Origin of the sequence: Sodalinema gerasimenkoae IPPAS B-353 (assembly GCF_009846485.1) — a bacterium.
Lineage (GTDB): Bacteria > Cyanobacteriota > Cyanobacteriia > Cyanobacteriales > Geitlerinemataceae > Sodalinema > Sodalinema gerasimenkoae.
Genome location: NZ_ML776472.1, coordinates 2,524,972 through 2,550,764 on the forward strand (window position 1 = coordinate 2,524,972; position 25,793 = coordinate 2,550,764).

General features: G+C 52.0%; 24 protein-coding genes, 1 tRNA gene and 1 other RNA gene. 11 read left to right on the plus strand and 15 right to left on the minus strand.

From position 1 onward, the window contains the following. The first annotated feature begins 169 nt into the window (after positions 1–169). The 5 genes from kdpA to kdpC all read left to right on the plus strand — a co-directional run bounded on the left by kdpA (position 170) and on the right by kdpC (position 5,327). Positions 170–1,843, plus strand: coding sequence for a potassium-transporting ATPase subunit KdpA (gene kdpA, locus L855_RS11055; RefSeq protein WP_159787990.1), 1,674 nt, complete (start codon positions 170–172; stop codon positions 1,841–1,843). 55 nt (positions 1,844–1,898) lie between these two features. Continuing rightward, complete coding sequence (kdpB, locus tag L855_RS11060; protein WP_159787992.1) at positions 1,899–3,962, plus strand: potassium-transporting ATPase subunit KdpB; 2,064 nt, start codon at positions 1,899–1,901, stop codon at positions 3,960–3,962. A 48-nt stretch (positions 3,963–4,010) separates the two neighbouring features. Further along, a complete protein-coding gene (locus L855_RS11065) occupies positions 4,011–4,262 on the plus strand; it encodes a potassium-transporting ATPase subunit F (RefSeq protein ID WP_159787994.1) in 252 nt (83 codons plus the stop codon). 2 nt (positions 4,263–4,264) lie between these two features. Then, positions 4,265–4,468, plus strand: a complete 204-nt coding sequence (locus L855_RS11070) for a hypothetical protein (protein ID WP_159787996.1) — start codon at positions 4,265–4,267, stop codon at positions 4,466–4,468. 277 nt (positions 4,469–4,745) lie between these two features. Further along, the gene (gene kdpC / locus L855_RS11075; RefSeq protein WP_159787998.1) at positions 4,746–5,327 is read left to right on the plus strand and encodes a K(+)-transporting ATPase subunit C; all 582 of its coding nucleotides are present in this window, start codon (positions 4,746–4,748) and stop codon (positions 5,325–5,327) included. A gap of 85 nt (positions 5,328–5,412) precedes the next feature. Here kdpC and L855_RS21160 read toward each other — a convergent pair whose 3' ends face one another. Further along, positions 5,413–5,562 carry a hypothetical protein gene (locus L855_RS21160; RefSeq protein ID WP_192925085.1) on the minus strand — a complete coding sequence of 50 codons (150 nt, stop codon included), beginning with the start codon at positions 5,560–5,562 and terminating at the stop codon, positions 5,413–5,415. Between L855_RS21160 and L855_RS11080 the strand changes: the two genes are divergently transcribed. Beyond that, positions 5,536–6,648: a universal stress protein gene (locus L855_RS11080; RefSeq protein WP_159788000.1), complete on the plus strand. Its 1,113-nt coding sequence runs from the start codon at positions 5,536–5,538 to the stop codon at positions 6,646–6,648. The genes L855_RS21160 and L855_RS11080 overlap by 27 nt on opposite strands. Positions 6,649–6,660: 12 nt before the next feature. On the opposite strand, the gene L855_RS11085 is transcribed toward L855_RS11080, so the two are convergent. After that, the gene (locus L855_RS11085) at positions 6,661–7,554 is read right to left on the minus strand and encodes an AEC family transporter (protein ID WP_159788002.1); all 894 of its coding nucleotides are present in this window, start codon (positions 7,552–7,554) and stop codon (positions 6,661–6,663) included. Between the two features lie 93 nt (positions 7,555–7,647). On the opposite strand from L855_RS11085, the gene L855_RS11090 reads away from it, so the two are divergent. The 3 genes from L855_RS11090 to sigC all read left to right on the plus strand — a co-directional run bounded on the left by L855_RS11090 (position 7,648) and on the right by sigC (position 10,388). After that, a complete protein-coding gene (locus tag L855_RS11090) occupies positions 7,648–8,304 on the plus strand; it encodes a Uma2 family endonuclease (RefSeq protein ID WP_159788004.1) in 657 nt (218 codons plus the stop codon). 47 nt (positions 8,305–8,351) lie between these two features. Next, positions 8,352–8,448, plus strand: an RNA gene (ffs, locus tag L855_RS11095) — signal recognition particle sRNA small type. A 734-nt stretch (positions 8,449–9,182) separates the two neighbouring features. Then, on the plus strand, positions 9,183–10,388 hold the full coding sequence (gene sigC, locus L855_RS11100) for an RNA polymerase sigma factor SigC (protein WP_192925071.1): 1,206 nt from the start codon (positions 9,183–9,185) through the stop codon (positions 10,386–10,388). Here sigC and L855_RS11105 read toward each other — a convergent pair. Together L855_RS11105 and rpsD are read right to left on the minus strand one after the other, a co-directional pair. Further along, a complete protein-coding gene (locus L855_RS11105) occupies positions 10,385–11,635 on the minus strand; it encodes a polysaccharide deacetylase family protein (protein ID WP_159788008.1) in 1,251 nt (416 codons plus the stop codon). The two genes, sigC and L855_RS11105, sit on opposite strands and share 4 nt — an antisense overlap. 103 nt (positions 11,636–11,738) lie before the next feature. Continuing rightward, on the minus strand, positions 11,739–12,347 hold the full coding sequence (gene rpsD, locus L855_RS11110; protein ID WP_159788010.1) for a 30S ribosomal protein S4: 609 nt from the start codon (positions 12,345–12,347) through the stop codon (positions 11,739–11,741). A gap of 205 nt (positions 12,348–12,552) precedes the next feature. On the opposite strand from rpsD, the gene L855_RS11115 reads away from it, so the two are divergent. Next, the gene (locus L855_RS11115) at positions 12,553–13,080 is read left to right on the plus strand and encodes a hypothetical protein (RefSeq protein ID WP_159788012.1); all 528 of its coding nucleotides are present in this window, start codon (positions 12,553–12,555) and stop codon (positions 13,078–13,080) included. A gap of 70 nt (positions 13,081–13,150) precedes the next feature. Here L855_RS11115 and L855_RS11120 read toward each other — a convergent pair whose 3' ends face one another. Continuing rightward, positions 13,151–13,708, minus strand: a complete 558-nt coding sequence (locus tag L855_RS11120; protein WP_159788014.1) for a thylakoid membrane photosystem I accumulation factor — start codon at positions 13,706–13,708, stop codon at positions 13,151–13,153. A 769-nt stretch (positions 13,709–14,477) separates the two neighbouring features. On the opposite strand from L855_RS11120, the gene rpsU reads away from it, so the two are divergent. Continuing rightward, the gene (gene rpsU, locus L855_RS11125) at positions 14,478–14,675 is read left to right on the plus strand and encodes a 30S ribosomal protein S21 (protein ID WP_074162865.1); all 198 of its coding nucleotides are present in this window, start codon (positions 14,478–14,480) and stop codon (positions 14,673–14,675) included. A gap of 114 nt (positions 14,676–14,789) precedes the next feature. On the opposite strand, the gene L855_RS11130 is transcribed toward rpsU, so the two are convergent. The 10 genes from L855_RS11130 to L855_RS11175 all read right to left on the minus strand — a co-directional run bounded on the left by L855_RS11130 (position 14,790) and on the right by L855_RS11175 (position 25,783). Continuing rightward, the gene (locus tag L855_RS11130) at positions 14,790–16,628 is read right to left on the minus strand and encodes a two-component system response regulator (protein ID WP_159788016.1); all 1,839 of its coding nucleotides are present in this window, start codon (positions 16,626–16,628) and stop codon (positions 14,790–14,792) included. A 38-nt stretch (positions 16,629–16,666) separates the two neighbouring features. Next, complete coding sequence (locus L855_RS11135) at positions 16,667–18,811, minus strand: GAF domain-containing hybrid sensor histidine kinase/response regulator (RefSeq protein ID WP_159788018.1); 2,145 nt, start codon at positions 18,809–18,811, stop codon at positions 16,667–16,669. A gap of 92 nt (positions 18,812–18,903) precedes the next feature. Beyond that, positions 18,904–20,379, minus strand: a complete 1,476-nt coding sequence (locus L855_RS11140) for a PAS domain-containing protein (RefSeq protein WP_159788020.1) — start codon at positions 20,377–20,379, stop codon at positions 18,904–18,906. Positions 20,380–20,558: 179 nt separating this feature from the next. Next, positions 20,559–20,631: transfer RNA gene (locus L855_RS11145), tRNA-Ala, on the minus strand. Between the two features lie 95 nt (positions 20,632–20,726). Continuing rightward, on the minus strand, positions 20,727–20,945 hold the full coding sequence (locus L855_RS11150; RefSeq protein WP_159788022.1) for a hypothetical protein: 219 nt from the start codon (positions 20,943–20,945) through the stop codon (positions 20,727–20,729). 97 nt (positions 20,946–21,042) lie between these two features. Beyond that, positions 21,043–21,825 (minus strand): imidazole glycerol phosphate synthase subunit HisF, encoded by a 783-nt coding sequence (gene hisF / locus L855_RS11155; RefSeq protein ID WP_159788024.1) that lies wholly within the window; start codon positions 21,823–21,825, stop codon positions 21,043–21,045. Between the two features lie 37 nt (positions 21,826–21,862). Next, positions 21,863–22,639 (minus strand): YebC/PmpR family DNA-binding transcriptional regulator, encoded by a 777-nt coding sequence (locus tag L855_RS11160; protein WP_159788026.1) that lies wholly within the window; start codon positions 22,637–22,639, stop codon positions 21,863–21,865. Between the two features lie 33 nt (positions 22,640–22,672). Further along, positions 22,673–23,242, minus strand: coding sequence for a biotin transporter BioY (locus tag L855_RS11165; RefSeq protein WP_159788028.1), 570 nt, complete (start codon positions 23,240–23,242; stop codon positions 22,673–22,675). A gap of 12 nt (positions 23,243–23,254) precedes the next feature. Beyond that, positions 23,255–23,467, minus strand: a complete 213-nt coding sequence (gene psb35 / locus L855_RS11170; protein WP_246199525.1) for a photosystem II assembly protein Psb35 — start codon at positions 23,465–23,467, stop codon at positions 23,255–23,257. Positions 23,468–23,578: 111 nt separating this feature from the next. Beyond that, complete coding sequence (locus L855_RS11175) at positions 23,579–25,783, minus strand: transglycosylase domain-containing protein (protein WP_159788030.1); 2,205 nt, start codon at positions 25,781–25,783, stop codon at positions 23,579–23,581. Positions 25,784–25,793 lie beyond the last annotated feature (10 nt).

Here is a 25,793-nt window from a genome sequence, read left to right on the forward strand (position 1 = left end):
TAGACCCCGTTTAGACAGTCTAAACTCATCCCTAAACCCGACCATTTCCCCCTATATCACCCGTCTATAAACCCACCTCTATACCTTGTGATTCCCACAAATCCCACGCATATTGGAATTGTCCACCCCCATTCAACTCACCTCGAATTCCTTTATTTCAGACCTACCCATGTTCCGAGGATTCCTACAAATATCCCTGACCCTACTCCTACTAATTCCCATCGCCATGTTGATGGGAACCTATATGGTGCGGGTCTTCACTGGACGAAAAATGGCATTAGAAGCCATCTACGCCCCCATCGAAACCACCGTTCTCAACCTCGGTGGAGTCGCCTATCAAAAAACCATGACCGGCGGCCAATATGTTCGTGCCATTCTGCTGAGCAATCTGGTCATGGGCATCCTAGTTTTTCTCATCTTGATGACTCAGGGCATCCTGCCCCTGAATCCCACCGAACTCACCGCCCCCAGTTGGGATCTGGCCCTACATACCGCCATCTCCTTCGTCACCAACACCAACCAACAGCATTACTCCGGCGAAACCACCTACACCTACTTCAGCCAAGTTGGTGCATTGGGCTATCTCATGTTCACCTCCGCCGCCACCGGTATCGCCGTAGCCATTGCCTTTGTGCGGGGACTCACCGGACAGCCCCTGGGGAACTTTTACAACGACCTGGTGCGGGCCATCGTCAGAATTTTGCTGCCCATCTCCGTCGTGGGTGCGATCGCGCTCCTAATTGCCGGAGTTCCTGAAACCCTATCCGGGCCGGCGATCGCCACCACCCTCGAAGGCGACATCCAAACCATCGCCCGCGGTCCCGTGGCCCACTTTGAAATTATCAAAGAACTCGGCGAAAACGGCGGTGGCTTCTTCGGCATCAACTCCGCCCATCCCTTCGAGAACCCCAACAACTTCACCAACCTCCTCGAAACCCTAATCATGCTGGCCATTCCAGCCGGACTCGTCCTCACCTACGGGCAACTCATGGGCAACCCCAAACTCGGTTGGCTGATGTTTTCCATGGTTTTTATTCTCTATGCCCTCCTCAACGTCATCGCTGCCGCCGGGGAATATCAGGGTAACCCCAGCGTCAACGCCCTCCTCGACAATCCCGCCCCCAACCTCGAAGGCAAAGAAACCCGCTTTGGCTGGGCCTTAACCGCCCTCTGGGCCGTCTCCACCACCGGAACCATGTGCGGTGCCGTCAACGGAATGCACGACTCTCTCATGCCCCCTGGCGGCTTTGCCACCCTCTCTAATCTATTTCTGCAAATCATTTGGGGAGGTCAAGGAACGGGAACCGCCTATCTGTTTATCTTTCTAATTTTGACCATCTTCCTCACCGGCTTGATGGTGGGGCGTACTCCCGAATTTTTGGGACGAAAAGTTGAAAAACGAGAAATTGCCCTCGCCAGTCTCATCCTCCTAGTTCATCCCATCGCCATCCTCATTCCCGGCGCGATTACCCTCGCCTATCCCGAATCCCTCAGCGGCATCAGTAACCCCGGATTTCACGGCATCTCTCAAGTGATCTACGAATACGCCTCCGCCGCTGCCAACAACGGTTCAGGCTTTGAAGGCTTGGACGATGACACCCTCTGGTGGAACCTCAGCGCCAGCGTTTCCCTGCTTCTTGGACGCTATGTGCCGATCATCGCCCTTGTCTTCCTCGCTGACGGCATGATGCACAAACAAAAAGTCCCTGAAACCGCTGGAACCCTGCGCCCCGATACCCTCATGTTTACCGGAATTACCGCTGGGGCGATCGTTATTCTGGGCGCCTTAACCTTTCTTCCCGTCCTTGCCCTAGGACCGATCGCCGAAGGCTTCTCCTTTTAGCCCTAATTAGCCCTAACGCTCCTCGATTCCCATCTATCCTGATCCATTTTTTGTCATGAATAGCCCTAGCGTGACCTCCCGTTCAACCCCTAAACCGGTAGATATGAGCCAACTCTACCGCCGCGCCCTCACCGAAGCCTTCCTGAAACTCGATCCCCGTCAAGTCATCGCCAATCCCGTCTTATTTGTGGTGTGGCTAGGCACTCTAGTGACCCTCCTGCTGACTCTCAACCCCGTTCTCTTCGGCGGCGTTGACTTCGACAATCCCCGACTGTTTAACGGTCTGATTACCGTCATTCTCCTGTTGACGGTTCTGTTCGCCAACTTTGCCGAAGCCGTCGCCGAAGGACGGGGGAAAGCCCAAGCCGACTCCCTCCGGGCCACCCAATCCGCCACCCTAGCCCGACTCATTAAAGCGGAAGGATCGATTGTAGAGGTCAACTCCACAGAGTTGCAACGGGGCGATTTGGTCCAAGTCATCGCCGGGGATACCATTCCCGCTGATGGTGAAGTCATTGAAGGGGTGGCCTCTGTGGACGAATCGGCCATTACCGGAGAATCGGCCCCAGTCCTCAAAGAACCCGGTTCCGATGTTGCCAGTTCCGTGACAGGGGGAACCCGCATCCTCTCCGACGAACTAACGATTCGCGTCACGGCTGACCCCGGTAAAGGCTTCATCGATCGCATGATTGCCCTAGTCGAAGGGGCTGAACGCAGCAAAACCCCCAATGAAATCGCCCTAACAGTCCTGTTGGCGGTCTTAACCTTGGTGTTTTTGATTGTTGTGGCTACGATTCCCCCCCCAGCCAACTATGTCAATAGCCCCGTGGGGATTGCGGTTCTCGTGTCTCTACTCATTGCCTTAATTCCCACCACCATCGGCGGTTTGCTAAGTGCCATTGGCATTGCCGGGATGGACCGGGTGGCCCGGTTTAATGTGGTTGCCACCTCAGGGCGGGCAGTTGAAGCTTGTGGCGATGTCAATACTCTGGTTTTGGATAAAACGGGAACGATTACCCTGGGAAATCGCCTAGCGGAGTCGTTTTTGCCGGTTTCTGGCTATTCCGAGGCTGAGGTGGCGCAGGTGGCTCTGATGGCCAGTGCCTTTGACAGTACCCCAGAAGGACGGTCAATTGTGCGCCTAGCGGAACAGTTTGGGGCAAAACTGGACTTTGAGAAGGCGACGGCGGAAGGGGTTGAGTTTTCTGCCCGCACTCGCATGAGTGGAACCAATCTTGCTGATGGAACTGAAGTGCGTAAAGGGGCCGTCGATGCCATTCGCGGTTTCGTGCGATCGCGCGGTGGAGAGGTTCCTGAGTCTCTCGATCGCGCCTTTGAGAAAGTGTCTCGCCTCGGAGGAACCCCCCTAGCGGTTTGTCGCGACAATGAAATTTATGGGGTGATTTACCTCAAGGATACGGTTAAACCAGGCTTACAAGAACGGTTTGAACAACTGCGTCGCATGGGAGTGCGGACAATTATGTTAACCGGAGATAACCGTATTACCGCTGAAGTGATTGCCAAAGAAGCCGGGGTTGATGACTTCATTGCCGAAGCCACTCCAGAAGATAAAATTCGCGTGATTCAAACTGAACAAGCTGAGGGCAAATTAGTGGCAATGACAGGGGATGGAACCAATGATGCCCCGGCGTTAGCCCAAGCCAATGTAGGCTTAGCGATGAATTCAGGAACTCAAGCCGCTAAAGAAGCCGCGAATATGGTGGATTTGGATTCAGATCCAACCAAGTTGATTGATTTAGTCACCATTGGCAAACAGTTGTTAATTACCCGAGGTGCGTTAACAACGTTTTCGATTTCTAATGACATTGCCAAATATTTTGCCATCATCCCCGCCATGTTTGCAGCGGCAGGCATTGGCGAGTTAAATATCATGGGTTTAAACAGTCCCCAATCGGCAGTTCTTTCGGCGTTAATCTACAACGCTTTAATTATTCCCGCCTTAATTCCTTTGGCGTTGACTGGGGTTAAGTTTCGTCCCCTCAGTGCTAATCGCCTGCTGCAACGCAACATCCTGATTTATGGTTTGGGTGGAGTAATTGCGCCGTTTATTGCCATTAAACTCATCGATGGATTAGTCGCAATGTCCGGTATTGCCTAACCCTTGATTGCAACAACATCTCGCAGTGAAATCTCGCACATTACAACCATGAAACTCATCTACAGCCGTCACGCTAAGTCTCATCCTCAATCACCAGTATTTCGCCTCAGTTGGCATCGCCTTGCGCCGATCATCTTGATGGCCATGCTTTTGAATTTGGCGATCGCACCTCTAGTTTATGCCGCTGCGGGTGCGTCAATTGATCGGGGTAATGCCTACGCTTTGGGGCTACTCATTGCCGGAGTTCTATTACTCGGGATTTATTTGGCTGTCGTGATTATTCAACCGGAGCGATTCTAACCATGTCTAACTTCATTGATCAGTGCAAAACCTTTATTAAAGGAGTTCGAGAAACCGTCGAAATTCGTCGGTTACGACGACGAATCCAGGAATCTCGGTTGCAGCGATATAAAAAGCATCACCAAAACCGCGATTCTGACTCAACATCTTCTGAGGATTTTCCTGAATCTTCTTCTAAATTCGGATCTTCAAGGAAGCAGGCGTAATGTATTACCTGAAATACCAAGCATTGCCAAGGGCGAACAGCACATTATTGAAATGTTTTGAACACCGTTCGCCCCTAGGATTTAGGTTTTAACAAGGCTTAAATCTGCCTTTTGCCTTTTGCCTCAAATCTAATACCATTTTTTGAAATCCTTGCCAGACATACAAACCGAAGAGGGCGCGCCACTTGCGGTACGCCCCTACGGACATCTATGTCACAATTTTTGAAAAATGGTATAAAAACTGTTGTTTTTACTCATTTCGGTTTATTTTTTTGCCATGAAAGGTTTAGTCATTGCCACCCGTAGCACCCTGGTTTTATGGGTGTTAACTGCCTTAATTTATCCCCTGTTGATTTTGCTGTTTGGTCAAGTTCTGTTTCCCTATCAAGCCAATGGCAGTTTAGTCACCAATGCAGCTGGTGAAGTAGTTGGCTCAGCCCTCATTGGTCAAACGTTCACAGAGCCTGACTATTTTTGGAGTCGTCCCAGTGCGATTAACTACAGTCAAGGAGAACAAGCCATTCCCACCGGCCAATCTGGTGCGAGTAACTTAGCCCCCAGCAATCCCGAGTTGCGCGATCGCATCGACGCCGAAGTCCAACGCTTAGGCGAGGAGGACGTGGAAAAGCTCACAGCAGAGATGTTGTACAGTTCCGGGTCAGGGTTAGACCCCCATATTTCCCCGGACATGGCATTCTCTCAAATCCCTCGTATCGCCCAGGCCCGTCAAATTTCCCCAGACCAACTCACCCGTCTCGTCAACGACGCGATCGCCGGACCCTTTCTGGGTATTTTTGGCGAGCCTACTGTCAACGTTCTGAGTTTGAATCTGGCGTTGGACGAGAACGCTAACCGTTAACAGCCGCCGGGATACATTCAGCCAACTGACAACTTGCCGGAAGAGGGCGACCATACCGGAAGAGGGCGACCATAAAGGTACGCCCCTAAGTCTTTGCTGTTCCCTGTTCCCTGTTCCCTGTTCCCTGTTCCCTGTTCCCTGTTCCCTGTTCCCTGTTCCCTGTTCCCTGTTCCCTGTTTCCTGTTCCCTGTTCCCTGTTCCCTTTCATATGTACCACTCCAGCCAAACCCTTCACAGTTCCAGCTCAGTCTCTCGGGGGAAACACCGCGTGTTCATCGGTATGGCGCCGGGGGTGGGTAAAACCTACCGAATGCTTGATGAAGCACAACAATTGAAGAAAGATGGAGTCGATGTGGTGATCGGTTGGCTCGAACCTCATGGCCGCATTGAAACCTCAGAACGCGCCATCGGCTTAGAGCAGATTCCCCCTAAACCGATCGCGTGGCAAGGGCGATCGCTCCTGGAAATGGACACCGAGGCGATTTTGGCGCGATCGCCCCAACTCGTCCTAGTCGATGAACTCGCTCATACCAATGTCCCCGGTTCCCCCTGTAAAAAACGCTATCAAGATGTTGAACGACTCTTAGACGCAGGGTTAGATGTCCATTCCACCGTCAACATTCAGCATTTCGAGAGTCTCAACGACTTAGTGTATAAAATCGCAGGGGTGGTCGTGCGTGAGCGTATCCCTGATCGCATCATCGAACAAGCCAACGAAGTGGTCGTCGTCGATGTCACCCCAGAAACCCTCCAGGAGCGGCTCCAAGACGGCAAAATTTATAGTCCCGACAAAATCGACTCGGCTCTACAACACTTTTTTCAACGTCGCAATCTCATCGCCCTCCGGGAACTAGCACTGCGAGAAGTTGCCGATAATATCGAAGACGACACCGTCGCCGCTCATCCAGATTGCTGTCCCATCCGAGAGCGGATTCTCGTCTGTGTCTCCACCTATCCCCAATCCCTACATCTGTTGCGACGAGGGGTGCGTTTTGCCAATCGCCTCAATGGGCGACTCTATGCCCTGTTTGTGGGTAATCCTGACCAGTTCCTATCTAAAGATGAAGCACTCCATATCGAAACCTGTCAGCGACTTTGTGAGGAGTTTGGCGGTGAATTTTTGCGAGAACGGTCAACGGATCTCGTGGAAACCATTGTCAGCGTGGCCCAGGAGCATAGTATTACTCAGATTGTCCTGGGAGAAACCCACCGCTCTCGCTGGAGTCTGTTTTGGCGGGGGTCTCTGGTGCAACAGTTGATGCGATCGCTCCCCGATGTCAGTTTACAAGTCCTGGCAACTCAGACGGATGAGCAAAAGTGATCTGCGATCGCCTCAAGATAAGGACAATAACCCCAAGACCAAGGGCAACGTGCCAAAGGCCAACACCGAGGACATGGCCACAACTCGCGCAGTCCGCACCGTATCCCCACCAAACTCCTTCACCATCAAGAACGAACTCACCGCAGCCGGCATCGAACATTGCAACACCAACACCTGTAAGTCTAATCCCTCTAAGCCCACTACCTGACCCACACTATAAGCCACTGCCCCACCTCCAAGCAGTCTCAAGGCGCTGGCAAAGAGGTCGTAGCGGGTTAGGCGTAGGGAACTTTGGGAAATCTCTATCCCCAACACCACTAACGCCACAGGAATGGTTCCGTCGGCCAAGACTTTCAGGACGCGATCGAGTTGAAAGGGCAGTTCAAAGGGCAGCAGTCGCAGGGCCAGGCCAATCAGCATCGCCCAGATTAAAGGCAGTTTCAGGGTGAATTTGAGGGCATTGGCGAACCCGCCGCCTTTGAGAATGGCGGGACCCGTGGAAAAGACCAGGAGACTGGAGATAATCAGCACGATCGCCGCTCGATTCAATCCTTCCTCGCCAAAGGCAAACAGACTCACCGATAAGCCCATGTTGCCCGTATTGGGAAAGGCACTGGTGGCGATCGCACTTTTGCGGACAGGGGCAGGGAACCGCAAAAGACCACTCAGCCCCCAAGCAATGGCTCCCATAAGGGCGTACGTCAAAGAAAATGCCAAAAATAACCCTTTGGCGTTGGCCAGGGTGATGGGGCTGCGATAGAGGGACTCAGCCACCAGAGCGGGAGTAAAAATATAGAGGGTAATCCGCGAGAGACTGACTCGGTCCAGGGTAAAGGTTTTCCCGGCCCAAAAGCCAATCAGGACAATGGTGAGAACGGGAAGAATGGCTGAGAGGATGGCAGTCATTACAAGGGCTATTCAAGTAGGAACAGCAAGGAAGAACGGTGAGTTTGGCACACTAGGGATAAGCTTGTCACCCATGATGGAGGAATTTTAACCATGGCGATCGCCACCGCACCCATATCAACTGAACCAACCTACACCGCCGAAGACTATCTCCAACAGGAGGTACAACAAGAGACTCGCAACGAATATCGCAATGGAGAGATTGTGCCCATGAGTGGTGGAACCCCGGCCCATAATGAAATTGTCAGTGTCCTCAATGCTTTGTTGCGTTGGGGTTTACGAGGTCAACCCTATAGTATTTTTGTGACTGACCAACGCCTCTGGATTCCTCAACGCAACACCTACACCTATCCCGATGTGATGGTGACAGGGAAACCTTGCCAATTGCAGGCGGGACGCAACGATACGGTCATCAACCCCATTGTGCTGGCCGAGGTTCTCTCTCCCTCAACTCAAAACTACGATCGCAGTGAAAAGTTTGTCGCCTATCGAACCCTCGACACCGTCCAAGACTATCTCCTGATTCACCAAGACCGTCCCCAGGTGGAACATTACGTCAAGCAAAAGCCCCAACAATGGTTGTTGACCGACTATGAGGGCTTAGATGCCACCTTAGCCCTGGAGTCTCTGTCCCTGACCTTGAGTTTGAGGGATTTGTATGAGGCAGTGGATTTCCAGACCTCCGTTGAGACTCCCCCAACTGAGGACAATCCCCAGGCAGAAGAGACAGAGGGGTCTTCGGGAACTTGAAAAATTTCTTGAAACAACGGCCCGGCCTCATGATATACTGGTGTGTAGACCCGGACTCATGCAATTACAACGCCCAAACCTTGTCAGGACCGGAAGGTAGCAGCAATACGGGATGCTTGTAATCGGCGTGATCTCCGGGTCGCCTTCTTTGACCCTTCATCATCACTTCCGTCACATCAACGCTCTGTTAGGGTCTTTTGTTACATCTCTCAATGTTGATTTTTAAATCAAGTCTATCGCTGCAACCCGTCGCTGTTCAGGGGCGGGAGTTCGGTTTCCCTCATCTACCCACCGACGCATGAGGGGTTCAACCCCCCACCCAGTCGTCTATTCAGCCAATTTGCCATCATCCCAACCCTCAAAAACTCCCCTTGAATGAGTCAGAGATTCCTCAAAAAACCTGCCTTAATTTGTACGGTAGAACACAGTTTTCATTAAAGTTCCCGGATTTCAAAAATTTACAGATTTGCTCCAGATTTTAGTGAAGAAACATTACAGATTGGGGCAAACTCCCGAAAAATGGGGGCAAAGTGATGAGGGTTAACACAATGGTTTGACGCAAATCACTAAAGCCAAATTAAAACCTCTTTATACTGACTGTAGTACCTCAGTTCGTGGTGATTTCAATCATATAGGTGCCGTCAGCATCCAAAGCTGACAGACAAGCGACTAATTCAAATGGGGGTTGAACGAACGAGGTGACGCAGGTCATAGCCTGCGATCGGAATCACAAAATGAGGGATAACATCCGAAGCATCGGAATCCCTTAACCCCCAGTTAACTCAAAGGGATTGAGACGAGCGACCATGTCTAAAACAACTTCTTACCAGCCAGCTAAATCTGAGCATCGCCCCAGCAAAACGGGAGTCAGCGACCCCATGACAGCCCAGACCGATGCCCAAATCTCGAACAATTTGAGCCTCGAAGAGAGTGAGTTAGACGCAACCTCTGGGATGGAAGTGGAGTACGCCGAAGCAGATGAGTCGATTCGCGGACACCGAACCACCACCGACCTGGTGCGCTTGTACCTGCAAGAGATCGGCAAAGTCAACCTGTTAGGACGAGATGAAGAAGTCTCCGTCGCCCAGAAAGTGCAACGATACGTCAGCTTGCTGGAGGTGCGACAAACCGCAGCCGACGACGGGGACGAGATCATGCAGCAGTATGTCCATCTCATGAGTACCCGCGATCGCCTCAGCTCACAACTGGGCCATCGTCCATCCCTCGAACGCTGGGCCGGCGATGCTCAGATTCCCGTCTCGGATCTTAAACCTACCCTCAGTCAAGGAAAACGCCATTGGGCTAAACTGGCCAACATCTCCGTTGAGGAACTCGAAACCATCCAAACCGAGGGGGTGTATGCAAAAGCCCATATGATTAAGGCGAATCTGAGGTTAGTGGTCTCCGTGGCCAAGAAATACCAAAAACGGGGACTTGAACTCTTAGATCTCATTCAAGAAGGAACCATCGGCTTAGAGCGAGCCGTGGAAAAATTCGACCCTACCCGAGGCTATCGATTTAGCACCTACGCCTACTGGTGGATTCGCCAAGGGATTACCCGGGCGATCGCCACCCAAAGCCGAACCATCCGCCTCCCGGTTCACATCACCGAAAAGCTCAACAAAATCAAAAAAGCTCAACGTCAGTTCTCCCAAGACAACGGCAGGACTCCCACCATCAACGACATCGCCAACGAACTGGATATGACCCCCGAGCAAATTCGGGAAGTCATGTTACGGGTTCCCCGCTCCATCTCCCTCGATGCCAAGGTGGGTAAAGAAAAAGACACCGAACTCGGTGATCTCCTAGAAACGGATGACGCCTCCCCCGAGGATTTGTTAGTGCGTGAATCCCTACAGCGGGAACTGCAACAACTCCTCGCCGACCTCAGCAGTCGGGAACGGGACGTCATCCGTTTACGCTATGGACTTGGGGGAGAAAGCCCCTATTCTTTGGCAGAAATCGGTCGGGCCCTGGATTTATCCCGCGAGCGAGTGCGTCAGATTGAAGCCAAGGCCCTACAAAAGTTGCGTCAGCCGAAACGACGCAACCGAGTTCGTGATTTCTTAGAAGCCTTAGGTTAAACCGGGGTTGCTAGTAAGCCCTCGAGTTTACCGAGAAAGGCATCGGCCTGGTCAAACCAAAACTCTGCGTTCCAGTAGACAAAACAACTGGTTTCGCAGACGAGGAGGAGTTGGCGGGCCTCATCCCAACTGGGGTCTGAGGGACTGCCTTGTTCAGCCACCTGACGACTGAGGGCCTCAATTTTGAGGGCGATCGCTTGACGGCGATCGCCCTCGTTCCAACTTTCATGGCCGCCAATCCAGGAACCACCTGTTGTGTTCAGAGATACCGGCGTGGCTTGAGTTGAGCCTATATGGCGATCGAGATATTGGCTCACCGTCAGCATCTCCACATCCGCCAACTGGGGCATCATCTCCACCAACGGGACAAAGGTATTTTTGAAATACTCAAACATCATCACATTGCCGTTTTCCCCATCGGAGGTAGGCACAATTAAGGGAGGAGAAGAGAGCTGTTCGCGCTCAAACACCCCCAAGCGATAGCGAATATCATTCAAACAGCCATCGGCATTATGGCCACTTTGCTGACGGATGCCCATATCCGTATCCCGAACCACACAGAGGATACGTTCGGTCTCCCCATCGGCCTGCACCTGTAACTCATGGACTTGATTTTCCAACTGAGGCGTTGTCCAACCTTCCGGTCGAGACAAGGCTGAGGCGGGCAGAATCAGCCATTCATAGCCACAGCGTTTGAGACATCGGATCAGGGCGATCGCCCGTTTCGGGTCTCCCATCATCCCCATTTCCGGCAACCAAAACCCCCTCACTCGTTCCAGGGCCGCCTCACCAAATAAATCTCCAAAAATCTGTTTCCAGCCCATAATCTGAGCCTGCCAATCCCGTTCTGGGGTTGTGGGGAAATAACAATGACTGTAGGCCGTTCCCGTAAACTCAATGGCATCAGGATACTCATTAAGAACCTCTCGCCATAGGCCAATCACATCCCCAAGGGGGTCTCCATCGACATGACGACTGGCAAAGGTTCCATCCTGAGAGAGTTTCGCCAACTCCTCTAGTAGAACCCCAGAATAATCCACCATCATCCGTGGCTTAAGGCCCCGTCGAGACAACTCCAGGGCATACTTAGCCGGGTTCTTATAGGCCTGAGCAAACCACTGAGCATTCCATCCTTCCTCCGAGTTGGGATCACCGTTGAGCATTTTTTCAAGATTTCCCATCGGCCGGTGATTCCACCAAATCGGGGGTTGGTGCATATGGAGCCAGGGAACAAAGGTTGCTTTCATGAGGAAAATAGGAAGTAGAGTGCATTCTACCCAAAAAAATTAGCTATCCCCAGAGCCGAGACGACCCCAAGAATAGCCAATCCCAAATTGGGAACCGGAACATTTAAGCTTGGCGAGAGTAGTACTCAATCACTAGCAGTTCGTTGATTTGTAGTGCGATCCATTCCCGCTCAACCACACCATTGACCTGGCCTTCCAGCTTGTCTCTGTCCAAGACGAGGTGAGAAGGGATGTTAGCCAAACCGGGAGAGTCAAGATTGGTCTTCACCATCTCGCGAGACTTCTCCGTATTTCTAACGGTGATGATGTCGCCAGGGCGGCAGTTGTAACTGGCGATGTTGACGCGGCGACCATTGACACAAATATGTCCGTGATTCACCAACTGACGAGCCGCCGGGATCGTCGGAGCCATGCCGAGACGGAATACCGTGTTATCTAGACGCATCTCCAACAGTTGCAGAAGCACTTGTCCGGTAGAACCGGGGAGACGACGGGCTTTTTTCACATAACGGAGCAGTTGTTTCTCCGTCACGCCGTAGTTGAAGCGGAGTTTTTGCTTTTCTTCTAGTCGAACGGCGTATTCAGAGCGTTTGCGTCGTCCCTGACCATGTTGACCGGGGGGATAACTCCGCTTCGGATCTTTGCGGGTTAGGCCGGGCAAGGTTCCCAGGCGGCGAACTACTCTCAGACGAGGTCCTCGATATCGTGACATACAGCTTAACTTTTGGATTCCTTTGGTGGTGTGCTGGCAAACAAAATTTCACCCAAGCACTCTATTATAGAGCCTAACATGGCAGCAGTTCAAAACCCCGGCCGGAAATTTCTCGGGACTCGGGAACCCACGGGGCTGCCGATCGCTCCTCAATTCCAGTACGCTAGCCATTAGTTCACTTACTTTTTTGTTGGAGACAGGATTCATGAACCCAATTGCCAAGGGTCTCCTGGCCAGTATTGGTCTTAGTACCATCTTGGGGGCCGCCGTTCCCGTTGCTGCCTCACCCTTCTATCCCAGTCGTTATCGCGGCGGAACCCTTCAAGACTATGAAACCTGTACCTCCCAACTTCTCGATGTAGAGTTAGGGGAGGAACTCGCCGCCATTGCTTGTGGGACCGCCTTCCGACCTCGGGATTTATCCGACTGCGTCTCGAACATTGCCTCTGAGACGGATATTACCGCCACAACGGCCCTCGAAAGCTGTCGCCAAGTGCGTCGTCCTCTGGATTTGGCCACCTGCACCGTTGGCATTGCGGAAGCGACGAACGGGGGTAATTTAGCCAATGTCCTCGATAGTTGCCGTCGCAGCCTGTTACCAGAACGCTATGCCAACTGCGTTTTGGGAATCACCAACAGTTCTGAGGTTGCCCCAACCGCTGCCATGAGCAACTGTCTCGATGCCACCGATCGCATCCGGGACACCTATCCCACCTTCATCCGCAGCCGCTAAGAGGGACACCTCAGATCAACAATCCCCCCGAACTGGGGGGGATTTTAGGTGATTACCCAACAAAAGCGACCTATCGTAATTCTGTGTTGACCTCATTCACGGAGCGACGTTTCAATTCCACAGACTCAGAGCGGGGCAGAAGCTCAAAAATCTCCCGAAAGACTGAATCAAGGGCTTCAAAGGCCACTTGTCCCGACTCATTAAAGCGAACGGTTCCCGACTCGTCAAAGATGACCGATTGGGGGACACGACCGCTGTAGTAATAGCCGGGTTCCGTCTCACTGTAGTCTTGGTTGGGCAAGATACTGTCGCTGTTGACCGGTACAATCGTGGCGACGCGGCCATAGTAGGATTGCAGTTCAGAAACCGTCGTCGAAAACTGTTTGCAATCCCGGCTGTCATCGAGATAAAAGACCAACAGGGTGGGACGATGAGCCGTTAACGATTGCACCAAGCTTGTACTTGGGGGAACAATGGAGCCATTGCCCGCATAGAGGGCAAAAATGTTGCCATCATACTTATCATCGTTTAGAGCCGCCCAGACGGGGGATAGACAAGCTATCCAAAGGGCGATCGCCAACCCGAGAGTAGCCATCCAGCGTTGCCAATTTCGAGAAAAGAACGTCATATCCTCTGTAAATTTGAGAGCGTAGGGATTAGGGGTGCATTGATGCAACTCTCGATCTAGAGTATCAGGTTCACCGGCTCGCCAACGACAAAACCGGTTTGTTACCCTCAAAGAAGAACCCATCCCGCAGCAATTGGAGGTGATATCAGGGGGAGGGTCGTTGACAATGGCTCGACAATGATTCTGAGGACTTGTCTTGCTGTTTCTCAGTCTCTTTGTGCTATCGTAAACGGTATCAAGGCTAGATTTAAGCCATGTCAGCTTTTGGGCTTAACCTCAAAGGTGCGACCCAGCGATATACAACCATGGATCAGTTTGGGCAGACGCACCTCAACATAACTGGGCAACTGAAGCAACGCGCTATTCGACTGGCGCGTTGTCTTGTTCACCCCCGGCATCGGGGCGCCTGGCTTCAGATAACCTGGGCGACACTCGTGAACAATGCTGTCAGTCTGATTTTTAGGGGCCAAACTCCCTCGAACTATGGTACAACGTTCAAAAAGTCTTTGTCGACTCAATCTCATGTCTGTTGCTATGGGTATGAGTTAGGCCGAGGCCCCCAAGCCACCGTCAACAGTCCGAAGACGGTATTCAGTACGGTCAGGCAGACCGAAACTCTGGGTAGTTTGCCTAGGAACGCTTCTGGAGATTTGTCGAGGGCTGCTGTTGGTGAAAACCGACCTCAGCGTCATCAATCGTTGAAGGAAGAACCCTGCTATTTTGTAGTCTGGGAATGCCAACTGTAACAGATTCTGGAGAATGATCACGTATGACCCAAATCATTGTAGGTGAAAACGAAGGTATCGAATCAGCACTGCGTCGCTTCCGTCGAGGCGTTTCGAGAGCGGGAATTTTCCTAGATCTCAAGAAAAATCGTCATTTTGAAACTCCAATTGAAAAGCGCAAGCGCAAGGCCGAAGCGTTACGCAAACAGCGTCGCCGCCGTTATCGTCGGCGCTCATCCTAGCGGGGAGTCTCGCAATTGGCGCTGGCTCCCGAGTCAGGTCATCTAACTTTAGCCAATTTCCGCATTACTGCTCTGGTTTTGATGGGTTGCCCCATCGGACTGGGGCATTTTTCATCACTCACTGCCAAAATGGATTTTATCTGGATGTAGCTCGGAAGCCTTACTGGGTCGGGCAAAGAGAAATCCTTGGGCAAAGTTGCAGCCTAAACTGCGGAGAATATCTCGCTGTTCAATGGTTTCAATGCCTTCGGCAATGGTTTCAATATGAGTTGCCCGAGCTAAATTTAAGATGGCTGGAATTAGACCTTTTCCGTCAGAAGACTCACTCATTCCAACCACAAACGCTCGGTCAATTTTGAGGGTATCTACGGGGAAGGTATGGAGATAACTTAAGGATGAATAGCCTGTACCAAAGTCATCAATGCTAATTTGAATTTGTCTGGATTTTAGTTGCTTTAGGATAACGATAGTGGATTGAGAGTTTTCCATGAGAGCCGTTTCCGTGATTTCTAATTTAAGAAATTTTGGCTCAATCCCTGTGGTAATAAGAACCCGATCAACTTGGTCTAGAAAATCCGGCTGGGCAAACTGCCGCACGGATAAATTGACACTCATTACGAGCGGTAAGTTCCAGTCGCGGTGCCATTGCTTTAGTTGTATACAAGCTTGCTCTAATACCCATTCCCCCACTTGATCAATCAGTCCCGTTTCTTCGATGGTTGAAATAAAGTCGGAGGGAGAAACCCAGCCTCGTTGAGGGTGGTGCCAGCGTAGCAAGGCTTCAAATCCGAATAGTTCACCACTTTGTAGGTTAAGGATGGGTTGATAGTAAACTTCAAACTCTCGGCGCTCATACGCGTAGCGTAGGTCATTCTCCAAGGCGAGGCGTTCTAAGGCTTCCTGGTGGAGAATTGGATCGAAGAGGTGATAACGATTTCCCCCCAGGGCCTTGGCCCGATACATGGCAGCATCGGCGTTCCGTAATAGTTCTTCCGGGGAAAGATCCGCAATCGAAAAAGCGATGCCAATGCTAGTATTGACAAAGACCTCATGACGAGGGAGTTGGTGGGGGTCTGACAGGACTGTTAATAAGTCTTGGGCGATCGCAATCACTTCGGCTTCACTGTTATCATAAAGCAGTGCGACAAACTCATCTCCCCCCCAGCGAGCGACAATCACCTCATCATCTAAGTTCTCCCGAAGTCGTTTGGCTAAGGATTTAATCAGTTCATCCCCGACCGCATGACCGAGAGAATCATTGACCACTTTGAAGCGATCGCAGTCAATAAATAAGACCGCTAAACCCACTTGCAGCTTCTCATCGTCTAAGGATTCCGTGAGTTTAATCTCAAACTGGGCCCGATTGGGAAGATTCGTCAGGCGATCATGAAAGGCCAAGTACTTCAGACGTTTCTGAATCCGCTCTCGCTGGCTAATTTCATCGAGTAGCTGACGGTTCGCAGATTCTAACTGGCGAGTTCGCTCCCGAAGTTGACTGGTGCGTTCATCCACCCGTTGCTCTAAATCTGCATTCAGTTGGCGAATTTGTCGTTCAGCGGACTTAATTCGCAGTTGATGATGAACACGGGCTAAGACTTCCTCGATCTGAAACGGCTTGGCAATGTAATCGGCGCCCCCGACAGTAAATGCCTTAACTTTATCAAAGACATCATTGAGGGCACTGAGAAAGACCACCGGAATATCTTGGGTGCGTTTATCCTCTTTAAGGCGATCGCACAAGGCATAGCCGTCCATATCCGGCATCATGATATCCAGTAAAATCAAGTCTGGCGGCAAGGTTTGCACCGCCGTTAGGGCCATAGACCCACTAATCGCCTTACGCACCCGATACCCTCGCCGAGACAGCATATTCGACAGCAGCCTCAAGTTTTCCGGGGTATCATCAACAATGAGAATATCGGCTTGTTCCAGGTCTTTAGGGGTATCTTTCATCAGGGTTCTGTTCTATCTTTACATCTCTCAAGAGTGCTTTATCGCTCTTGAGAGTATTGTGTCATGTCAAGGATTCGATCAAACCGGAAGTCTTGGGCCCAAGTCTTGAGAAGCTGGCGACAATCCCCATCGAGGTCTGCCTCCTCACGGGCTTCCTCAATAGTGGCTAATAGGTCCAAAATTTGATCATCACTTCCCTGCAAGGCTGCCTGATGAAGCTGGTTAACAAGCGCCTGGGGTAGCTGACTAATCCAGTGCTGCACTTGCTCCACACTCGGCTGAGTTGACTGGCGGCCCGGGTTTACAAAATCTAATTGAGGGTCTTGAATGCCAAGCAGACTGCACGCTTCTAACTCGGTCGGCATCTGTATATCTCCCTCATACTCGTAGTCCACTTCAAGATACTGCTGTATCTTCGCTAAGATCTCTACCTCACGAAAGGGTTTTCGGATAAAGTCATCACATCCTGAAGCTAGAATGGCGGATCGTTCTTCTTCAAAGGCGCTGGCCGTGAGAGCAATAATAATTGTATCTTGACAACTAGGCAGCGCTTTAATTTGGGGAGTGGCTTCATAGCCATTGAGTTCCGGCATTCGCATATCCATCCAAATGAGGTCAGGCTGCCATTGGGGGGCGATCTCAAGGGCTTCACGGCCGTTACTCGCGGCACGAACCTTAAAGCCGATGGATTTGAGAAATTCCACCAGGAGCAGTTGATTGGTGGGTTCGTCTTCAACCACGAGAATCCGATAGTCCCGCTGGCCTGGGGTTAAGCCTTTGACCCGGCCGGGCAACTGGGATTGTTGTTGAATAGCACTGGCTGATCCTAGCTCAACAGGAATCTCAAAACTAAAACATGACCCCATGCCAATGGTACTTTTTACCTGAATTTCGCCTCCCATCAACCGCACAAACTGTTGAGAAATTGACAGTCCTAGTCCTGTTCCACCTCGCGATTGTAGCCCCGAGTTCGTTTGTGTAAAGGGTTGAAACAAGAGTTCAATTTCGTCAGCGTCAATCCCCGGTCCCGTATCTTCAATGGCAAAACTTAGGTGCGATCGCGTTGACTCTGGAAGCCTTGGAGTTAGAAATTCAAGGGGCTTCGCGGTCACTGTCAAGCTAACTTGTCCCCGTTCCGTGAATTTCAAGGCATTTCCCAACAAATTGAGGAGAACCTGTTTTAGTTTTTGATCATCAATTTTGATGTAACGAGGAATATCATTCGTGACATTGAAGAATAGATCCAGATTTTGTCGTTCAGCTTTGAGCTTCAGGAGGCGATAGAGACCATCCAGGAGTTTATAGAAATCTACATTCTGGTAAGTCAGTGTCACCCGTGCTGCTTCAATTTTAGACATCTCTAAAACTTCATTCACCAACCCCAGCAAATGTTCCCCACTGGACAAAATTGTTTTGAGATATTGCTCATTGTCCTGGGGGGACAGGCCAGAACGTTGCAACAGTTGGGAGAAGCCTAGAATAGCATTGAGTGGCGTTCGAAGTTCATGACTCATATTAGCCAGGAACTCACTTTTAGCCCGATTGGCCATGTCTGCGGCTTCTTTAGCCTGCTGGAGTTCTAGGGCTTGTTGACGCGTGCGAGCCAACAGTTCGGCTTGTTGAACGGCAACTCCTAACTGGTTACTAATTTGTAGGGCGATTTTAATATCTCCTTGAGTCCAGTGACGGGGCCGACCATTTTCGTAAATGGCCAGGAGTCCCCAGAGGTGCTTACCGCAGAAGATAGGCACGATAATATAAGCACGAGCCTGCAATTGTTCTAACAGCCCTAGATAGCAGTCATCAAAACCCGCTTGATAAATATCGCTGACGGCTCGGTAGGTTTTACTATCACGGTAGGGATAGCCATAATTTTCTTGTAGATAGGTATCTTGAACTAGGTTATCGGTGCTTTCTAGTTCACTCGCACTACAATCGAGTCGTTTGGTTGCCACCCGCGTCAGGTTGGGGTCTTGGTTGGCTGTTTGAATGAGTGGTTCCCAAGGGGAGGTGACGGATTCAGCGACATAGGTTCCACTCCAATCAGGGAAAAAGCGGTAGACGAGAACGCGATCGCACTTCAACACATCCCGTAGTTCGTCGGTGGTGGCACTAAAGATATCCTCGAGATCGAGGGTTTGCCGCATTCGGGCAATGGCCACGTAGTTCGTCGGTGGTGGCACTAAAGATATCCTCGAGATCGAGGGTTTGCCGCATTCGGGCAATGGCCCGGGCCAGGGCCCGTTCTCGGGCTGCTCCCTCCCGCAAAGCTGCTTCAGCCCGTTTGCGATCGTGGATGTAGGGCCAGGGCCCGTTCTCGGGCTGCTCCCTCCCGCAAAGCTGCTTCAGCCCGTTTGCGATCGTGGATGTTCGTATGAGACCCGGCCATGCGTACCGGTTCCCCAGTCTCATCCCAAAGGGCCTGGCCACGGGCGAGAACCCATTTGTAGGTTCCCTGTTTGCAACGCATCCGAAATTCCTGGGAGTAAATGCGGCTTTTACAGTTGAGATGGTCTAGGAGGGCTTGTTTAACGGTTTCCTTGTCATCAGGATGCACCAGTTGTAGAAAGATATCCGGGTCGTTGGGGATTTCGTCGTCACGGTAGCCGAGGATATTTTTCCAACCGGTGGAATAAAAGATGCGATCGCCCTTAAGATCCCAGTCCCAGATGCCCTCATTACTCCCTTGAATGGCCAACTGCCAGCGTTCTTCACTTTCTCGTAGGGCAGCTTCGGCTGCAATGCGATCCTGGATTTCTTTTTCTAGGCTAATGTTGGCATCAATCAGCTCATTGGTCCGTTCTCGCAGCCGTTGGGTAGCTCGACAAACGCTTTCTTCTAAACTGTCATAGGCCTGAAGTTGAGCCTGTTCAGCTTGTTGGCGCAAGAGTTCCGCTGCCGCCCGCATCGCGAAGATGTTGATAATAGCGAGGACGGTTTGGGGGTCGTCTAATTCAGTGTCATGATGGATACAGAGGACGCCAAGCACGTTTTGTTTTCGGTCTAGCAGAGGACAGCCCAGGTAGCAGGCGGCCTCGATCTCCTTCATAGCCGTAGCCTCGGGAAATTGCTCTTGAACGCCCTTGGAAACCCATAGAGGTTCCCGTTGGCGCATCACCGGTTCACAGGGGCTGCCACTAATGGGATAGGTAATATTTTTTTGTAGGGAGCCATTCTGCCATACGGCTAACGTCGTCAGTGAGTCTGGAGTTTCCGGAGTCTGTTGGGCAATACAGACTTGCCGCACCTGAAGGGTTTTCGCCAGATGTTCCACAAGGGCGGTAAAAAATTCTTGGCCCGTGACGGTGCCAGTGCCTTCGAGGATATAGTGCAGTTGAGCTTCCACCCTCTGACGCCGCTCAATTTCTTGTTCTAATTCCCTGTTGAGCGCTTCGAGTTCCTGGGGACTCCGGAAGGCCAGAGCTTTGGGGATAACGGGAATCAGGGCGAGGGCGGTATAGAAGGAGATGACGGCGGTGATAGCTTTGAGGCTACCGGAGAACCAATAGCTGGGATGCCAAAGGGTCCAAATTTCGAGCAAATGGGAGGTTCCGCAGGCGAGTATGAAGGCGCTAAAGAGCCAGAGGATGCCTCGGAAAGGTAAATCCTCTCGTTTGCGGCTGAAGTAAATGAGAATCAGGGGAATAGAGTAGTAGCTGAGGGTAATCAGACTATCACTGACAACATGTAGACCGACGAGAGGCGATTCCCAGAGATAACAATGGCCATGAGGAATATAGGCAAGGAACACGAACCATGGTGCGATCGCAAACCACATACAAAACTCTACCTGGCAACTAAGGTTGACCTCGAAACGCTTGCCCCTTGATGTTAACGAAGTTTAGCGTTACCAGGTTTGATAGTGAGGGGAGAGACCCTCCCTAGAACTCAAAACGCCGACCTCCCGAAGGAAGCCGGCGCGCTGAGGTATGGAGCTAAGCGGATTCGAACCGCTGACCCCCTCAATGCCATTGAGGTGCTCTACCAACTGAGCTATAGCCCCGAGTCACTCAACAGGAGCGAAATCTATTATGGCTTTATTTATTTTGATTGTCAACCTCTCTGGGAGATTTTTTTGAAGCGAGAGGGTAACCTCCCTCAACTACAGGGCATCTGATTGAGATAGCCCACATAATGGCTCATCAGGAAATAAACGGTCATCATGGCCGCAGCGGCGGCAGCCACGAGAGTCCCCGCCAACATAAGGGAAAATTCCTGGTGTTCGACGGCTTCTTGCATCAAGTGGAGTGACCAGGCAACCAGGCAAACCACGATGAACAGGATGACGATCATGAGTTTGCTGCGATCGTTGTTCATTTACTTTGCATATCTTAACACAAAGGTTTTGTGGCTGACCGTTGAATGTGGGGATTTTTTAGGCGTTCAATGCCTTATCGCTTGGGGATTTGCACCATTAGGGATGACTTAATTGCCGTACTGGCACTTGGTGAGACTCTAAATATTTCTTAATCTCAGCCACACTTAACTGGCCGTAATGCAGTAGAGAGGCGAGGAGAGCGGCTTCTGCCTTGCCTTCAGAGAAGGCCTCGTAGATATGTTGGCAATTTCCCGCGCCCCCCGAAGCAATGACGGGAATTTCCACGAGATCGGCGATGGTTCGGGTTAATTCCAGGTCATAGCCGGCTTGAGTGCCATCGGCATCCATACTGGTCACCAGGAGTTCGCCGGCCCCTCGTTGGGTGACCTCTTGCGCCCAGGCGATCGCATCGAGGCCCGTATTTTCCCGTCCCCCGCGCACATACACATCCCAACCCGGATTGCTCGGGTCCTCACGGCGACGGGCATCGATCGCCACCACAATACATTGATTACCAAAGCGATCGCTAGCGCGGTTAATCAACTCCGGGTCCCGAACGGCCGCCGAGTTGATGCTTATCTTATCGGCCCCGGCCCTTAACAATTTTTTAATTCCCTCTAAGGATTGAATCCCGCCGCCAACGGTGAGGGGAATAAACACCTGTTCAGCGGTGCGATAGACCACATCGAGAATAATATCCCGTTCCTCGTGAGTGGCGGTGATATCCAGAAAGACTAACTCATCGGCGCCCGCCTCGTTGTAGGCCTGGGCCAACTCCACCGGATCACCCGCATCTTGTAAATCGACAAAATTCACACCCTTGACGACTCGCCCCGCTTTCACATCTAGACAAGGGAGAATCCGTTTTGCTAAGACCATAATTATTTAGGACTGGTTAGGTTTATCGTACGTCTAATTAGTGATTGACGAGGCTGAGGCGGTCCATCAGTTCATCGGACATCTCAAAATTGGAGGTGACACTTTGCACATCATCGAGATCTTCGAGAGCATCCATCATTTTAAGCAGCGATCGCCCCTGCTCCTCATCGCTCACCTCCAAACTGTTCCCCGGAAGCCAGCGTAACTCCGCCTGCTGAACCTCAAACCCAGCCGCTTCGAGATGATTACTGACCTGTTCGAGATCCTCAAGGGCCGTGTAGACTTCTGCCGCCGGGGCATCGTCCTCTAATTCCAGAAGTTCATAACTCTCGGCTCCCGCGTCTAATGAGGCTTCTAACAGGTGGTCTTCCTCAATCTCCCCGCCGAGACTAATCACCCCCTTATGGGCAAACATCCAGCTTACACAGCCGGTTTCCCCGAGATTACCGCCGTTTTTGCTAAATGCGACGCGAATATCCGCCGCCGTGCGGTTGCGGTTATCGGTGAGGGCTTCAATTAACACGGCAACGCCACCGGGGCCATAGCCCTCATAGCGGATGGCCTCATAGTCATCCTCCCCGCCGAGATTGCCCGCTCCCTTAGCGATCGCGCGATCAATATTATCATTGGGAATCCCCGCCGCCTTCGCTTTCGCCACGGCGTTACGCAATTGGAAATTCGCTTCAGGATCAGGGAGTCCCTGACGAGCGGCCACAATAATCTCGCGAGAAATCTGCGTAAAGACTTTGCTTTTGGCAGCATCAACGCGGGCTTTATGGCGTTTGATATTGGCCCACTTGCTATGTCCAGCCATAATCCTCGAACGTTAACTTGAAATCGATCTAGGTTAATAAAAGAGTAACAGCCGCAGGACATAGGCGAGAACCGCCGCTGCACAGGCGATCGCCAACTGGCCCGGTAGCGGTTGCCAAGAATACTGCAAAACCAAGCGTCCGAAGTCCCCCGAAGCCCCTTGACTCAGTAGTAAATAGAGCAATCCCACCAGATGCACCGCCGCCAAGCCTAACAGACAGCTTAGGGCCAACAGTTCCAGACGGCGACGTCGGTGAAACGCCAGCCAACCGCAAAGCCAGGCCCCCGGAATAAAGCCGAGGAGATAGCCAAAGGAGGGATGGGCCATATAGCTCAACCCTCCTCCTTGAGTAAAGACCGGAAACCAGGGGCTTAAGCCTAAACAGAGATAGGCAATTTGCGACAGGGCCCCGGCATTTTTGCCCCCGAGACAGCCTACCAGTAACACCGCGCCCACTTGGTAGGTAACCCCCAGAGAAATGGTGGAACTAGCGCGATCGCCCCAACTGGCCAGGGGATTGGCAACGGAAGCCTCCACCATCGTGCCCAGGATGGTGAGAAACAAGCCAATCACGGCCCATAGTGCCTCAAGAGGTTTATTCAAGGGATCTCGGAGTTAGGACTGCGTCTCGTCGTCGGACTGAGGGTCTGGGTTGTCAGTTTTCAGATCGGGGATGATACTGGGTCGTTCAGCATCTTCCCAACCGGGGGGACGTTTTGAGTTATACCAGGCGATGGAACCGCCAATGACGGCGGCAATAAATCCGACCACATACACCAGGGTAAACAGAGATAATCCCGATGACCCAGATGCACCGGCCACATCCATGAAAATGGCACTGTTCATAATCTGTTTGACTCCCAAACATGAAAGAATTGCTGCCATGTTAGGTCTCACCCTAGATCACAGCAGAGTTAAGGATCAATCCTATCAAGATTTTCACAGTTCGCCCTCAAGGGTTTCTAGGGCTTCCGGGATGAAAATCTCCTTTTTCGGAGGGAGAATGGGGTCAGACTCAGAGGCGGAGGGGGTGGCCTCCCAGTCACGGACGGGTTCAGACGGGGCTGGGTCAAGTCCGTAACGGCGGCGGAAATATTCCTCCGTTCCATATTCTAGGGCGCGATCGCGGGTTTCGCGGTCGGGTTGCTTCTGTGAGTTTCCAGATGCTGATCGGCTCGGAGGTGCTAAGGGGCGATCGCCCCAGGTGAGTTGCCAATCGTCTCCCGACTGGCGAGGTTCGGGAGTGGGGGGCGTTTCGGGTTCCTCCGGTTTGGGTTTTAGGGTAATGGTACGGAACGTTAAATCGGGCAAACTGGGGAACTCGGCGATCGCCATCCCCTGTAAGGCTTCGGCCATGAACAGCCGCCAGACTCGGGCCGCTGTCCCACTACTGCCATAGGTGGGGGCGTTATTGTCGTTCCCCAGCCAAACCCCTACGGTTAACTGAGGCACATAGCCAATAAACCAGAGATCCCGGGAATTATCTGAGGTTCCCGTTTTGCCAGCGACGGGGCGATCAAGTTGAGCCGGGCGACCCGTTCCCGAGTCCACCACTTGGCGCAACATAGAGGTCATAATCGCCGCACTATCGGGGTCAATGGCCTGTTGGGGGCGAATGTCGTCTTGAGCATCAAAGAGAACCGTTCCATCGGCGGCTAGGATGCGGCGAATGCCTCGGCTGGGGTAATGTTGCCCCTGATTAGCCAGGGTTCCATAGGCCCGGGTCATCTCCAATAACGTCACTTCAAAAGCTCCCAAGGCCAAGGGATAGACTTCTCCCAACTCTGACTCAATCCCCATCTTTTGGGCCACCTCCAGGGTGGGTTCAAAGCCGATATCCGCCAGTAGTTTCACCGCCACAATGTTAATCGACTCGGCCAAGGCATTTTGTAGAGTCACTTTCCCCGCATAGCCACCGCCGTAGTTTCGCGGTTGATAGCCGGCAATACTATAGGGAACATCCTCATAGACATCATGGGGAGAGAGTCCAGCGGCGATCGCCGTGGCGTAGATAATCCCCTTAAAGGTAGAACCCGGTTGACGTAGAGCCTGAGTCGCCCGATTAAACTGACTCTGTTCAAAGCCAGTTCCCCCCACCAGAGCGCGGATTTCCCCGTTGCGAGGGTCGATGGCCACTAAAGCCCCTTCCGTAAAACCCTCTTGCCATCCATATCGCGTCACCCCTTGGCGGACAACCTCTTGAGCAAGTTCTTGTAAGTGGGGATCGAGACTGGTTTCGACGGTTAACCCCCCGTTCTCGATTTCCTCATCACTGACATAGTTGGGCAGTTCTTGCTGGATATAGCTGGTGAAATAGGGAAGTCGGACTTCGAGGCGTTTGGGAAGTCGCAGATTCAGTGCAATGGGTTGGGCGATGGCGTTGTCCGCTTCCGTTTCACTGATATAGCCCACCTCCGCCATGCGCCGCAAGACCGTGTTACGCCGTTGTTGGGCTAACTTGGGGGAAACTTGGGGAGAATAGTCACTGGGAGCAGCGGGAAGTCCGGCCAGGAGAGCCATTTCCGGTAGAGTTAGCTCCTGGGGAGATTTTGCGAAATAGACCCAAGCCGCATCGGTGACACCATAGGCCCCGGACCCGAGATAGACGAGATTGAGATATTTCTGAAGAATTTCCTCTTTGCTGGTGGTGCGTTCGATTTCTTGGGCCAGACGAGCTTCTCGCAGTTTTCGCTCTAGGGTGAGATCCTGGGTGAGAAACACCATGCGGGCCAACTGTTGGGTGAGGGTACTCCCTCCTTCGAGCCAGGCTCTGGCCCGCCAATTGGTCACAGCGGCCCGGGCGATGGCCTGATAGTCTACGCCGTCATGCTCATAGAAACGATGGTCTTCAGCGGCGAGGAAGGCTTGAATTAACTGGGTGGGGGTGTCATCGAGGTCCAGTTTTTCGTGAGTGACATCGCCAATTTGCTGCAAGATACTGCCATCAGCGGCTTTTATGGTGATGGTTCCGCCGCGAGCGTAGGTGAGGAGTTCACTGGGATCGGGGAGACTGTTATCGATGGCGGCCAGTTCTCGTCGGGCCCAGGCCATCCCCCCCAAGGTCAGTCCCCCGAGGGCAAAGATTGACCAAAAGAGGCTCCAGAGTTTGAGCCAGGGGTTGGATGGGGGGCGATCCCAGTGCATGATTTACTCG

Coding starts and splice junctions, on each gene's coding strand:
- L855_RS11115 (WP_159788012.1), top strand. CDS start 12,553: ATGAACCCAATTGCCAAGGGTCTCCTGGCCAGTATTGGTCTTAGTACC.
- L855_RS11080 (WP_159788000.1), top strand. CDS start 5,536: ATGTACCACTCCAGCCAAACCCTTCACAGTTCCAGCTCAGTCTCTCGG.
- rpsD (WP_159788010.1), bottom strand. CDS start 12,347: ATGTCACGATATCGAGGACCTCGTCTGAGAGTAGTTCGCCGCCTGGGA.
- L855_RS11150 (WP_159788022.1), bottom strand. CDS start 20,945: ATGAACAACGATCGCAGCAAACTCATGATCGTCATCCTGTTCATCGTG.
- L855_RS11120 (WP_159788014.1), bottom strand. CDS start 13,708: ATGACGTTCTTTTCTCGAAATTGGCAACGCTGGATGGCTACTCTCGGG.
- L855_RS11130 (WP_159788016.1), bottom strand. CDS start 16,628: ATGAAAGATACCCCTAAAGACCTGGAACAAGCCGATATTCTCATTGTT.
- sigC (WP_192925071.1), top strand. CDS start 9,183: ATGACAGCCCAGACCGATGCCCAAATCTCGAACAATTTGAGCCTCGAA.
- rpsU (WP_074162865.1), top strand. CDS start 14,478: ATGACCCAAATCATTGTAGGTGAAAACGAAGGTATCGAATCAGCACTG.
- L855_RS11085 (WP_159788002.1), bottom strand. CDS start 7,554: ATGACTGCCATCCTCTCAGCCATTCTTCCCGTTCTCACCATTGTCCTG.
- L855_RS11105 (WP_159788008.1), bottom strand. CDS start 11,635: ATGAAAGCAACCTTTGTTCCCTGGCTCCATATGCACCAACCCCCGATT.
- L855_RS11070 (WP_159787996.1), top strand. CDS start 4,265: ATGTCTAACTTCATTGATCAGTGCAAAACCTTTATTAAAGGAGTTCGA.
- L855_RS11065 (WP_159787994.1), top strand. CDS start 4,011: ATGAAACTCATCTACAGCCGTCACGCTAAGTCTCATCCTCAATCACCA.
- kdpC (WP_159787998.1), top strand. CDS start 4,746: ATGAAAGGTTTAGTCATTGCCACCCGTAGCACCCTGGTTTTATGGGTG.
- L855_RS11160 (WP_159788026.1), bottom strand. CDS start 22,639: ATGGCTGGACATAGCAAGTGGGCCAATATCAAACGCCATAAAGCCCGC.
- psb35 (WP_246199525.1), bottom strand. CDS start 23,467: ATGGATGTGGCCGGTGCATCTGGGTCATCGGGATTATCTCTGTTTACC.
- L855_RS11090 (WP_159788004.1), top strand. CDS start 7,648: ATGGCGATCGCCACCGCACCCATATCAACTGAACCAACCTACACCGCC.
- hisF (WP_159788024.1), bottom strand. CDS start 21,825: ATGGTCTTAGCAAAACGGATTCTCCCTTGTCTAGATGTGAAAGCGGGG.
- kdpA (WP_159787990.1), top strand. CDS start 170: ATGTTCCGAGGATTCCTACAAATATCCCTGACCCTACTCCTACTAATT.
- kdpB (WP_159787992.1), top strand. CDS start 1,899: ATGAATAGCCCTAGCGTGACCTCCCGTTCAACCCCTAAACCGGTAGAT.
- L855_RS11175 (WP_159788030.1), bottom strand. CDS start 25,783: ATGCACTGGGATCGCCCCCCATCCAACCCCTGGCTCAAACTCTGGAGC.